The sequence below is a fragment of the Aquabacterium sp. NJ1 genome (assembly GCF_000768065.1).
In the GTDB taxonomy this organism is placed as follows: Bacteria; Pseudomonadota; Gammaproteobacteria; order Burkholderiales; family Burkholderiaceae_C; genus Aquabacterium.
Map to the genome: position 1 here is coordinate 3111229 of NZ_JRKM01000001.1, position 12280 is coordinate 3123508.

At 64.9% G+C, this 12280-nt stretch carries 10 protein-coding genes; 6 read left to right on the plus strand and 4 right to left on the minus strand.

Annotated elements, in window-relative coordinates; translation table 11 throughout:
* Positions 1-174: 174 nt before the first annotated feature.
* From htpX to def, 3 genes are all read right to left on the minus strand, one after another.
* Complete coding sequence (htpX, locus tag JY96_RS13360; RefSeq protein WP_035038123.1) at positions 175-1017, minus strand: zinc metalloprotease HtpX; 843 nt, start codon at positions 1015-1017, stop codon at positions 175-177.
* 81 nt (positions 1018-1098) lie between these two features.
* Positions 1099-2097 carry a methionyl-tRNA formyltransferase gene (gene fmt, locus JY96_RS13365; protein ID WP_035038125.1) on the minus strand — a complete coding sequence of 333 codons (999 nt, stop codon included), beginning with the start codon at positions 2095-2097 and terminating at the stop codon, positions 1099-1101.
* Entirely contained in the window at positions 2094-2612 is a 519-nt protein-coding gene (def, locus tag JY96_RS13370) for a peptide deformylase (RefSeq protein WP_035038127.1), read from the minus strand. Before def ends, fmt begins: the two co-directional genes overlap by 4 nt.
* Positions 2613-2835: 223 nt before the next feature.
* Here def and JY96_RS13375 point away from each other — a divergent pair, with 223 nt between their 5' ends.
* The 4 genes from JY96_RS13375 (at position 2836) to lipA (ending at position 7311) form a co-directional block, all read left to right on the plus strand.
* Positions 2836-4065, plus strand: coding sequence for a LysM peptidoglycan-binding domain-containing protein (locus tag JY96_RS13375; protein ID WP_081961244.1), 1230 nt, complete (start codon positions 2836-2838; stop codon positions 4063-4065).
* 140 nt (positions 4066-4205) lie between these two features.
* Complete coding sequence (dprA, locus tag JY96_RS13380; RefSeq protein ID WP_035042713.1) at positions 4206-5381, plus strand: DNA-processing protein DprA; 1176 nt, start codon at positions 4206-4208, stop codon at positions 5379-5381.
* A gap of 31 nt (positions 5382-5412) precedes the next feature.
* Positions 5413-6102: a lipoyl(octanoyl) transferase LipB gene (gene lipB, locus JY96_RS13385; RefSeq protein WP_255352693.1), complete on the plus strand. Its 690-nt coding sequence runs from the start codon at positions 5413-5415 to the stop codon at positions 6100-6102.
* Between the two features lie 195 nt (positions 6103-6297).
* Positions 6298-7311 carry a lipoyl synthase gene (lipA, locus tag JY96_RS13390; protein WP_035038130.1) on the plus strand — a complete coding sequence of 338 codons (1014 nt, stop codon included), beginning with the start codon at positions 6298-6300 and terminating at the stop codon, positions 7309-7311.
* 263 nt (positions 7312-7574) lie between these two features.
* Here lipA and JY96_RS23225 read toward each other — a convergent pair whose 3' ends face one another.
* Positions 7575-7982 (minus strand): hypothetical protein, encoded by a 408-nt coding sequence (locus JY96_RS23225; protein ID WP_152606497.1) that lies wholly within the window; start codon positions 7980-7982, stop codon positions 7575-7577.
* Between the two features lie 262 nt (positions 7983-8244).
* On the opposite strand from JY96_RS23225, the gene JY96_RS13395 reads away from it, so the two are divergent.
* Together JY96_RS13395 and JY96_RS13400 are read left to right on the plus strand one after the other, a co-directional pair.
* On the plus strand, positions 8245-10995 hold the full coding sequence (locus tag JY96_RS13395; protein ID WP_161784324.1) for a choice-of-anchor D domain-containing protein: 2751 nt from the start codon (positions 8245-8247) through the stop codon (positions 10993-10995).
* Between the two features lie 105 nt (positions 10996-11100).
* Positions 11101-12252: a hypothetical protein gene (locus JY96_RS13400; RefSeq protein ID WP_035038133.1), complete on the plus strand. Its 1152-nt coding sequence runs from the start codon at positions 11101-11103 to the stop codon at positions 12250-12252.
* The last annotated feature ends 28 nt before the right edge of the window (positions 12253-12280 follow it).

The following is a 12280-nucleotide window of genomic DNA, read 5'->3' on the forward strand; positions in this document are numbered from 1 at the left end:
TGTCCTTGACATGCCGTTGCCCGCCTTGGCAGGCGAAGCGCGTTGTCGGTGTATCGGACGGGTGCTGGCGGGCTTGACCCTCAAATCAGGGGGTGGTGCCCTTGCGTGGTGCAAGGGCTGCCCGGAGCGTGAAGACTGTCACGCCCTTTGTCATGCTGGGTAACGATTGAATGTTCAACGGACCATGGCCATCAAGCGGGCCACGCGCTCCTCGGTGGCCGGGTGCGTGGAGAACAGGCTGCGCAGGCCACCACCCGACAGCGGGTTCATGATCATCATCTGCGCCGTCTCGGGGTGGGCTTCGGCGGTTTCCAGCGGGATGCCTTGCGCATAACGGTGGATCTTTTCCAGGGCGCTGGCCAGGGCCTGCGGGTCCCCGCTGATCTCGGCGCCGCCGCGGTCGGCCTCGAACTCGCGCGCACGGCTGATGGCCATCTGGATCAGGCTGGCGGCCAGAGGGGCCAGGATGGCCACGGCGATGCCGGCAATCGGGTTGGCGGGGCGGCCTTCCGAATCTCGGCCACCAAAGAAGGCGGCGAAGTTGGCCAGCATCGAGATGGCACCGGCCATGGTGGCGCTGATGGTGCTGATGAGGATGTCGCGGTGTTGGACGTGGGCCAGCTCGTGCGCCATTACGCCGCGCAGTTCGCGGTCGGTCAGCACATTGATGATGCCGGTGGTGGCGGCCACGGCCGCATGCTCGGGGTTGCGGCCCGTGGCGAAGGCGTTGGGCGCGGCCTCGTCGATCAGGTAGACGCGGGGCATGGGCAGCTGGGCACGCTGGGCCAGCTCCTTGACCATGGCGTAGAAGCGCGGCGCGGAGGTTTCATCCACCTCGCGGGCGTTGTACATCTTGAGCACCATCTGGTCGCTGAACCAGTAGCTGAAGAAGTTCATGCCCAGGGCGACGACCAGCGCCAGCATCATGCCGGAGCGGCCACCGATCATGCCGCCAATGGCCATGAACAGGGCGGTGATTGCCGCCATGAGGATGGCGGTTTTCATCATGTTGAACATCTTGTCGGGCCTCCTGACCCGCGAATGGGGACACACCACCTCATGGTGGCAGCAAATTAGATGGGCGCACGGCCCGAAAGTTCAAGCCAGGGTTGACGGGATGGTCCTTGCGTTTTGCAGGAAATCACGTGCGGAAATGCGCTTGCCGCCCGGTTTCTGCAGCGTGCGCAAGGCCAGCGCCTGCTCGCCACAGGCCACCACCAGGGTGTCGCCCTGGGCTTGCAGGATCTGGCCGGGTGTGCCGCTGGCATCGGGCACCAGGTCGGCGGCCCATAACTTGATGATGTCCTTGATGGTGTCCCGGGTGGTGTCTGCCCCGCCGTCCTCCTCGCCAGGCCACTGGAAAGTCGTGCCGGGGAAGGGGTCGAAGGCCCGCACGCGGCGGGCGATCTGCGATGCAGGCTGCGCCCAGTCGATGGCGGCTTCGGCCTTTTCGATCTTGTGGGCGTAGTTCACGCCTTCAGCGGGCTGCGGCGTGGCCTTCAGGCCGCTGCAGGCCGCGCATTCCAGGGCCTCCACGATCAGGCGTCCGCCCAGTGCCGCCAGGCGGTCGTGCAGCGAGGCGGTGGTGTCGTCCGGTCGAATGGCTTCCTTTTCGACCAGCAGCATGTCGCCGGTGTCCAGGCCCGCGTCCATCTGCATGATGGTGATGCCGGTCTCCGCGTCGCCGGCTTCGATGGCGCGGTGGATGGGGGCCGCACCACGCCAGCGCGGCAGCAGCGAACCGTGGATGTTGAGGCAGCCCAGGCGAGGCAGGTCCAGCGTCCACTGAGGCAGGATCAGGCCATAGGCGGCCACCACCAGCACATCGGGGGCGGCGGCCTGCAAGGCGGCTTGCGCGGCCTTGGCCTCATCGGGGTACTTGCCGTCCAGCTTCAGGCTGTGGGGCTGCGCCACCGTGATGCCATGCTGCTGGGCCAGTTGCTTGACCGGCGAGGCCTGCAGCTTCATGCCGCGGCCAGCGGGGCGATCGGGCTGGGTCAGCACCAGGGGCACGTCAAAGCCTGCGGCCAGGATGGCGCGCAGGGCTTCACTGGCAAATTCGGGCGTGCCGGCGAACGCGACTCGGAGCTTGCTCATGCCGGCGTGCGTTCTTCGCGGGCCTTTTTCTGCATCTTGGCCTTGATGCGGTTGCGCTTGAGCGGCGACAGGTATTCCACGAACACCTTGCCCAGCAGGTGATCGAGTTCATGCTGCACGCACACGGACAGCAGGTCGTCGTCGGTCTCCAGCTCGAAGGTCTTGCCGTCGCGGTCGAGCGCGCGCACCTTCACGCGCACATGGCGGTGCACCTTGTCGTAGATGGTCGGCACCGACAGGCAGCCCTCTTCCCAGGTCAGCATCTCGTGGCTGGCCCAGGTGATCTCGGGGTTGATCAGCACCAGCGGCTTGTTGCGCTCTTCGCTGGTGTCGATCACGACCACACGTTCGTGCACGTCCACCTGGGTGGCGGCCAGGCCCACGCCCTTGGCTTCGTACATGGTTTCCAGCATGTCATCAACCAGTTGGCGGATGCGGTCGTCCACCTGGGCAACAGGCTTGGCCACCGTGTGCAGGCGGTTGTCGGGGTAGGTCAGGATGGGCAGCAGGGCCATGGTCAGCTCTTGTCTCAGCGAGGGAAATCAACAATATCGTTGTGGAAGCGGCGCAACGACCCGGCCGCCAATGGCTCGGCAACCACTGGTAACACGGGGCAATTTTCGTTGCGACTGCCTTCGTTTTGCGGGCAGAATCAAACGATCATTGACCAGATTTTGCCGAATTTGAGGAGCCCCTGTCTGCGGGAATCTCTTTGAACGGTAATTGGAGACTGTTTTCATGACCCAGCGATCGCTGTCCCGTACGGCTCGGATCACGCAGACTGGCGGCCCCGCCCTTGTGCGCCAGGCCCGCGCCCTGAGTGTATCGGCGCTTGCTGCGCTGGGCGTGCTGGCTGGTAGTTTGGCCACGACGGCGCATGCCGAGGGCTTCCCCAACTACCCCATCACCCCGCAGCAAAAGGCCACGGCCGCCAAGGTGGCCGAAGCCGGCGTACCCCTGTCCGAGTTGTCGCCCAATGCGCCTGACACCTACACCGTCAAGCGCGGCGACACCCTGTGGGACATCTCCAGCCTGTTCCTGAAGACCCCCTGGCGCTGGCCCGAGCTCTGGGGCATGAACATGCAGCAGATCCGCAACCCGCACCTGATCTTCCCGGGGCAGATGCTGTACCTGGACAAGAGCAATGGCCGCGCCCGCCTGCGCGTGGGTGAGCCGGTTGTGGGCTCGGGCGGCACCGTCAAGCTGTCGCCACGCGTGCGTGAAGGCAGCCTGGACGACGCCATCAGCAGCGTGCGCGTGCACCTGCTGGAGCCCTTCTTCAACGAGGCCGTGGTGTTCGACACCAGCGAAGAGCTGCTGCAGGCGCCCCGCGTGGTGGCCACGCAAGAGGGCCGCGTGGTGCTGTCCCGCGGTGAAACCGCCTACGTGCGCGGTGACCTGGGTGACCGCCGTGACTGGCGCCTGTTCCGCGAGCCCAAGCCCCTGCGCGACCCGACCACGCACGAAGTGCTGGGCTATGAGGCGCAGTACGTGGGCACCGCCACCATGACGCGCGAGGGTGCGGAAGGGACCGGCGCCGATGGCGGCCCGGTGGTCATCCCCTCTACCTTCACCATCACCAGCCTGCGCCAGGAGTCTGTGGTGGGCGACCGCCTGGCCCCCGTGCCGCCGCGCGAGTACACCAACATGGTGCCGCACGCGCCCGCTCAGGACATCTCCGGCCAGATCGTGTCGATCTATGGCGATGCACTGACCGCCGGCCAGAATCAGATCGTGGCCCTCAACAAGGGCGCCAAGGACGGCATCGAGCGTGGCCACGTGCTGGCGCTGTGGCGCGCGGGTGTGGCCATGCGCGACAAGACCAGCGACGACAAGGCCATGATGGCCCTGCCGGACGAACGCCATGGCCTGCTGTTCGTGTTCCGCGTGTTTGATCGCGTGTCCTATGCCTTGATCCTCAACGTCAAGGAGCCGGTCAAGGCGGGCGACCGTTTCACGCAGCCTTGACGAGGCCGCGTCGGGCTCTTGACGGGCCTGAGCTTCAGCGGTGCGGATGCGGCTGAGTTACAAGGGCAGATTTGGGTTTTCCAATCTGCCCTTTTGTTTATTGGATGGAAGACGGACAAGAAAAAATGGAGAGGGAGTGCATGGAGCGGGAGGAGTTGCGCACCTGGTTGCGCCTGGTGCTGACGCCACGCGTTGGCCCCGGCAGCGCCCGCAAGCTGCTGGCCGCGCTGGGTTCACCCCAGGCGGTGTTTGCCGCGGACGAGGCCGCCCTGGCTGCCTTGGTGAGCAAGCGCGAGCGCACGGCCCTGGGCAAGGAGCCCGAAGGGCTGGACGAGCAGGTGGACGCCACCCTGGCCTGGCTGGCGCAGTCACCTCAGCTGGCCAGTGGCCGCATGGTGCGGCGCCTGCTGAGTCTGGCCGATCCCGCCTACCCCCCCATGCTGCTGCAGGCCGCAGACCCACCCTTGTTGCTGTTCGCGCAAGGCAGGTTGGAACTCCTGACGCGCCCCGCCGTGGCCGTGGTGGGCAGCCGTCACCCCAGCCCGCAGGGCCGGGACAACGCCTACGCCTTTGCCAAGGCCATGAGCCAGGCGGGCGTCACGGTGGTGTCAGGGCTGGCGCTGGGGGTGGATGGCGCCGCCCACACCGGTGCGCTGGACGGCGGCCTGGGCAGCACCATCGCGGTGGTCGGCACGGGGCTGGACCTTGTCTACCCCAAGGCGCACCAGGCCCTGGCGCACCGCCTGGGCGAGCAGGGCTTGATGCTCAGCGAGTTCGCGCTGGGCACGCCGCCGCTCACCACCAACTTCCCCAAACGCAACCGCATCGTGGCGGCCTTGAGCCGGGGCACGCTGGTGGTCGAAGCCGCGGTGCAATCGGGCTCGCTGATCACGGCGCGCCTGGCCGCCGAGATGGGGCGCGAGGTGCTGGCGATCCCCGGCTCCATCCACTCACCACACGCGCGTGGCTGCCACGCCTTGATCAAGCAGGGCGCCAAGCTGGTGGAGACCGCGCAAGACGTGCTCGAAGAACTGCGCCTGGAGGGCGTTCCCCTGGGCACGCCTTTGCCCGCCGGTGCAGATGAGCGCCACGCCGATGCAGGTGCCGATGCAGGAGCCGATGCAGACGCCACCACCCCGGCGCATGAAGACCCCATCCTGGCCGCCATGGGCTACGACCCCGTCAGCCAGGATGCCTTGTCGGCCCGCACGGGCTGGGGCGCGGCCGACCTGGGCGCCCGCCTGCTGGAGCTGGAGCTGATGGGGCAGGTGGCCCGCCTGCCTGGCCAGTTGTTCCAGCGCGTGGCCTCGGCCTGATGGCATCCGGCATGGGTGTCAAAATGCACCCGTGAGCTCGACCATCATCCACAACCTGGGCCTGGTGCCCTACGCCCCCACGATGGAGGCCATGCAGGCCTTCACCGATGCCCGCACGGCCGACACGCCCGATGAAATCTGGGTGTGCCAGCACCCGCCCACCTTCACGCAAGGCCTGGCCGGCAAGGCCGACCACGTGCTGTTCAACCCCGAAGGCCCCGACCACATCCCCGTGGTGCAGACCAATCGGGGCGGGCAGGTGACCTACCATGGGCCGGGCCAGGTCGTGGCCTACCCCTTGCTCAACCTCCAGCGCCGCGGCTACTTCGTCAAGGAGTACGTGTACCGGCTGGAAGAAGCCATCATCCGCACCCTGGCGCACTTTGGCGTCACCGGGCACCGTGTGGCCGGTGCCCCCGGCATCTACGTGCGCCTGGATGACCCTTTCGCGCATGCCGCCTTGAGCACCCCCGCCGACCCGCGTGACCCCTTCAAGGGCCTGGGCAAGATCGCCGCCCTGGGCATCAAGGTCAGCCGGCACTGCACCTACCACGGCATGGCGCTCAATGTGGCCATGGACCTGCGCCCTTATGGCCGCATCAACCCCTGCGGTTACCAGGGGCTGCGCACGGTGGACCTGGCCAGCATCGGTGTGGACGTGGGCTGGGATGAAGTGGCGGCCGTGCAGGCCCATCAGCTGGACCTGCGGCTGGCACCCTGAGCCCACCTTGCACGCCAGGCGCTGGCCCTGCCTGCACGCCCTCCACACCCTCCACACCCTCCACGGGCCGTGTCCGCGTGCCTGATTCACCGGCCTGCGGCTTTCCACACCGTGGCTTTCCCCCGCCACGGGCCCCAATCGGCTAAAGTGGCAGGTGGCCCAGCCAAAAGCCGGGCGTTGTTGTCAAGCGTTGCCATGTCCACAGAAAACACCCCCGCTGATCCCGCCGCCGGCCAGACCCCTGCTGCGGCCTACGACCCCACCGCCAAGCAAAAAGCCCAGGCCAAGACGGCCCGCATCCCCATCAAGGTGGTGCCCGCGGAGGAAGTGCTGCGCAAGCCGGAATGGATCCGCGTCAAGGCGGGTTCGCCCAGCACGCGCTTTTACGAGATCAAGAACATCCTGCGCGAGCACAAGCTGCACACGGTGTGTGAAGAGGCTTCCTGCCCCAACATCGGCGAGTGCTTCGGCCATGGCACGGCCACCTTCATGATCATGGGTGACAAGTGCACGCGCCGCTGCCCCTTCTGTGACGTGGGCCACGGCCGCCCCGACCCGCTGGACGCCAACGAGCCGGCCAACCTGGCCAAGACCATTGCCGCGCTCAAACTCAAGTACGTGGTCATCACCAGCGTGGACCGCGATGACCTGCGTGACGGCGGCGCGGGCCACTTTGTCGAGTGCATCAAGCAGATCCGCGAACAGTCGCCCGCCACCCGCATCGAGATCCTGGTGCCTGACTTCCGCGGCCGCGACGAGCGCGCACTGGAGATCCTCAAGGCCGCGCCGCCGGATGTGATGAACCACAACCTGGAAACCGCGCCCCGCCTGTACAAGGAAGCGCGCCCGGGCAGCGATTACCAATTCAGCCTGAACCTGCTCAAGAAGTTCAAGGCCCTGCACCCGGACATCCCGACCAAGAGCGGCATCATGGTTGGCCTGGGTGAAACCGATGAAGAGATCCTGCAGGTGATGCGCGACATGCGCGCGCACGACATCGACATGATCACCATCGGCCAGTACCTGGCGCCCTCAGGCCACCACCTGCCGGTGCGCCGTTATGTGCACCCTGATACCTTCAAGATGTTCGAGGAAGAAGCCCGCAAGATGGGCTTCACGCACGCTGCCGTGGGCGCCATGGTGCGCAGCAGTTACCACGCGGACCAGCAGGCGATGCAGGCCGGGGTCGGTGTGGGCGACTCGAACTGAACGACTCCGCGCCTGCAAGACAAGGCCCCTGAATGGCCTGGGGCGCGGTTGTTGGCGCTTTCCTGCTCGCCTTCTTGCTGGCGCAGGAGGCTGCATAACCAGCATGCCGCCCGATTGCTGACGGATTTGTCATCTTCCGCTCAACAGGCTGTCACCTGTCGGGCTGGCCGGGAGCGGGGCCTTGGCGCGCACGCCCGCGCTGGCTGCCGATGGCTTCCCTGTTGATTCGCATGAGGTACTTGGGGCGGGGCACGAGTCGCTGCCTATTCCCCGGTACCCGGTTTCATGTCTGCACCTTTTTCAGCAGTGGCCGCCGCCCAAGCGCCCTGGCGCATCGTTGTTTCAAACAAGAGCATCGCGCAATTAATTTGAGCAGGGCGGGGCGTGCGTCGTTCGATGTGTGTGCCTCGTACAGGATTCATTTGCACCGTATCTGTGCCGCATGGAGGGTGATATGCCTGGCCCGGTTTGGGTGCTTTTGAAAGGGGTGGGTTGCCAGATTGGATTAATGGGGGCAGTCGGGTGTTTTTAATTTTTGATGACGACGTGGGTGGTTTTGAATTGGTTGCGTTTTTAATTGATTGATTTGATTGATTTGAATGATTTGGATCGTTGTGGAAATAACTCCGGTCGATGTGTTCTGACTTGTTCGCCTGACGCGATTTGTACAAGTCTCGCTCGAGCAGTGAGGGTCTACGCCAGGGTGATGTGGCTTGATGAAGTAAATGTCACCTATATTGTTATATTCATGTAATCCAGCGTGAGTGGTATCACTTGTACAGGGGGAGTTTGGTGCTATCCCGTATGACGTGATGTGATCCGCACCGCATGATTGGCCACGTTTGTTGATGCTGCTTACTTGTTTATATAAATAGGTTTTGCACGCCGGCATCAACTGGTTATGTCATGCAACTAATTTGTGAAGGATCAACCATGAGCAGGATTGATATGGGGCGTGCAGGTGTGCGTTCTATGGGTAAAACAGCTTTCAGTTTGTCGCTCCTGGCGCTGTCGATGGCGTCAGCCACAACGGCGTACGCCGCCAGTATTGACAACGGCAAGCTGCTGTACAACGACGACACTCGGACCTTCTGGAATGACTCCTGCGCGAGCTGCCACAACGCCAACCCCGCCCGCAATGTGAGCTTCATTCTCAATGGTGCCAACAACCCCGGTGCGATCCAGACGGCCATCGACAACAACGTGGGCGGCATGGGGGAGTTCAAGGGGAAGTTCACGTCCTCGGAAGTGGCGGACATGGCCGCTTATCTGGCGACCTGTAACGCCACGACCAGAACGTGCACCACGCCAGCGCCCGCGGCACAGATCGCCATGGCACCGGCTTCCGTCACATTTGCTTCCACGGCGCTGACGACATCGAGCACGGCACAGACGCTGACCGTCAGCAATGCCGGCGCCGCGCCCCTGACGCTGACAGGCATCACCTTGGCGGGCAGCAATCCAGGTGACTTCACCAAGGGCGGGACCTGCTCCACCGCCACCGCCGTGCCCGCAGGCGGCAGCTGTACGGTGACGGTCGGCTTCACGCCAACCGCGACTGGCACGCGCAGTGCCAGCCTGTCGCTCACCTCGGCAGTCGGCAACGTCTCATCCACCTTGTCGGGCACCGGCGCCCCCGCCCCCGCGCCCTCTGCGAGCGTATCCACGAAGAACCTGTCCTTCGGATCCATCGTGGTTGGCGCGTCTGCCGCATCGCAGTCTGTGACGGTCTCCAATGGCGGTACGGCCAATCTGTCGTTCAGCGCCATCGCCACGGGCACGTCCGAGTTCCCGATCACCGGTGGAACCTGCACCACAGCCGCCACCGTGGCGCCGGGTGCGAGCTGTACCGTCGGTATCGGCTTCAAGCCCACGGCGGCCGGCGCACGCAGCGGCAGCCTGACCATCACCAACAACGGCTCGGGCTCGCCCTTGGCCGTGGCCCTGTCGGGTACCGGTATCGCGGCCAACCCGGTGGCGCAGGTCTCCCCTGGCAGCCTGTCCTTCAGTCAGACCATCGGCGTGGCCAGCGCTGCGCAAACCGTCGCGGTCAGCAACACCGGCACAGCCGCGCTGACACTGTCGTCCATCAACCTGAGTGGTGCGGCCGCCGCCGACTACCAGATTGACCCGACTTCGACGTGCGCCAACGGCGGGACCGTCGCCGTCAACAACAGCTGCAACGTCAAGCTCGTGTTCAAGCCTTCGGCAACGGGTTCGCGTGCGGCCACCCTGAACGTCGCCCACAACGCGACGAACAGCCCCAGCATGGTGGCCCTCAACGGGATCGGCAATGCCGCCCCCCAAGGGACCCTGACGCTGAATCAGTCCAGCATGACCTTTGCGTCGACCGCCATCGGTGGCACCAGCCAGCAGGCCGTGACCCTGGGCAACAACGGTGCCGCGCCGCTGACCCTGTCATCGATGAGCATCACGGGCGCCAATGGCGCGGACTTCGTTGTGGGCGGCGACTGCGCCACCGGTGCGTCCTTGGCTGTGGGCAGCAACTGTACGGCGAAGGTGACCTTCTCCCCTGCCGCCGTGGGTACGCGTACTGGAACCTTGACCATCAACACCAGCGGCTCGTCGAACCCGACGGCCACCCTGGCACTGAGTGGCACGGCCGTCGCAGCGCCTGCCCCGCTGGTCAGCGTGACGCCGGGTCAGCTCGATCTGGGCAGCGTGACCGTGGGCCAGACCTCGGCCGCCAAGGCGCTTGCCATCAAGAACACGGGCAATGCCGCGTTGAGCGTCTCGTCGATTGCCACCACGCCGAGCAGCTTTGCGCAAACCAATGACTGCGGGGCCTCTCTGGCTGCGGGTGCATCCTGCACGGTGAACACCACCTTCTCCGCCGCATCGGCGGGCGCCGCAAGCGGCACGCTGACGATTGTCAGCAACGCTGCAGGTTCGCCCACCAGGATCGGCCTGTCCGCGCAAGGTGTGGCTGTGGTCTTGCCTGTGCTGTCATGGCAGTCCTCGGCGACCGGCTTGAGCTTCGCGGATACCAATGTGGGTTCCGTCGCATCGACTCAAACGCTGGTTTTGAGCAATGCAGGGCCGGGCAATGCCACGTTGACACAGATTCAGAAGTCCGGTGCCAATGCGGATGACTTTACGATCACGGGTTCGACGTGTGCCAACGGTACAAGCCTGACCGCAGGTGCAAGCTGTTCTGTTGGCGTGGCCTTCCAGCCCGCTGCAGCAGGCGCTCGTACCGCGTCCCTGGCCGTGCTCGGCAATGCAACAGGACCTGGTGCGATTGCGCTGTCGGGAACCGGGGTGGCACCAGCCGTGCCGGCCATGACGGTGGCGCCATTGGCCATCAACCTGATCCCTGCCAAGACTGGTCTCTTCATGCAGCCGCAGGTGTTTACCGTGTCCAACACAGGTTCGGGCCAACTGAAGGTGACGACCTTGGCTGCCAGCCTGCCTGTGATGCTGCTGTCTCGTCAGGTGCCGGAAGGTGGTACGTGTGACCGTGTGCCGTTCACGCTCAACGCTGGTCAGTCTTGCACGATGAAGGTGACATCGCTCGTCATGTCCTCCACCTTGAACAGCAAGATCACCGTTGTCAGCAACGCCAGCGCGACGCCTGTGGTGGTGCCTGTCACCAGCTCTCCTCGCCCCCCCAAGGCTGCGTGCCCGAGCCTGCTGGCTTTCCTGTCGCACCGCTGCGACTGATCGAGTGAGCTGAGCCGATTGAGCCGGGTTGCGTGTCGGACACGTGGCCTGGTTCACCGGCAGGCTCAGCCAATTCGGCGGCATTTGAAATCAATGGACAAGTCAATGACGACGTATCGCAGTCAGGTTCGCAGTCATCTGTTTGCCTTCACGCTGGTTTTGCTGGCGGGCTCTGGCGAGGCGCTCGCCGCAGGGGATCCCGTGAACGGCAAGCAGCTCTACAACGATGAAGCCAGAACGGGAGGGGCGAGTTGCAGTGGGTGCCACAACGTGGACCCAACACGCAACATATCGAATGTGCTCACCGGTTCAGGGCAGCCGGATGTCATCCAGCATGCAGTGGACAACAACACGGGGGACATGGGGCAGCTGGCTGGCATTTTCTCCGCCAGCGAGTACGCGGACATCGCAGCCTATCTGTCTGCCATGTCTGCAGCCAATACGCCATCACTCAGCTTCGGCGCCACGCTGAACGGCAACGACGCGCGCAGCGTCACCTTGAGCAACAACGGCGGGTTGTACTTCAGCTTGGGCAGTGCCACGCTGGAGGGCTCGGGGGCGGCCTCATTCACGATCGATTCATCAGCCTGTTCGGGCCTGGTCATCGGAGGCCCTCAAACCAAGGCCACGGCGCTGGCCGTGAGCGAGTGCCAGATTCAGGTGCGTTATGAGGCGACATCGGCATCTCAGCAGGACGCCGTGCTGGTGATCCAGGGTGATGCCATCAATGCAAGGGGTGGGGCCCTGCAAGCTGCTTCACCTGCTTTGCGCATCCCTCTGATCGGCAGCTTGTCGGCGGTCAGCCTGTCTCCCAACGCGCTGAAGTTCAACAATGTCGAGGCCGGGCATAGCTATGCCGGGTCCAGCACTTTGCTCAACGCAGGCGGTGTGGCCGTCACGGTCGGAGATATCAGCCTGAACGATGCCAGCGACCATGTTCGTCTGGCGAGTGGCCCCGGGTATTGCAACAAGGGTGACGTGTTGGAGGCGGGGCAGCAATGTTTGCTGGCTGTGATGGTCAGCGGGCCCGCGTCGGCTTCCATCCAGGTCCAGTCCAGCGCGGGTGCACAGGTCCTGGCGGTAGAGGCTGACGAGGCTTCTGTTGCAGCGGCCAGCACGTTGTCGACGCCGCAAGCCAGCAACGACGGGGCAGGTGGCTGCGCCATCGTCGGCCCCTCGGCCGATTTTGACCCCATGTTGCTGTTCATGTCCGTGGTCGCCCTGGTGGTGAGCTGCGGCCGATCGCGCCGCCCCTGACTGGCAGGGTGCTCGTCTTCAACCCCTT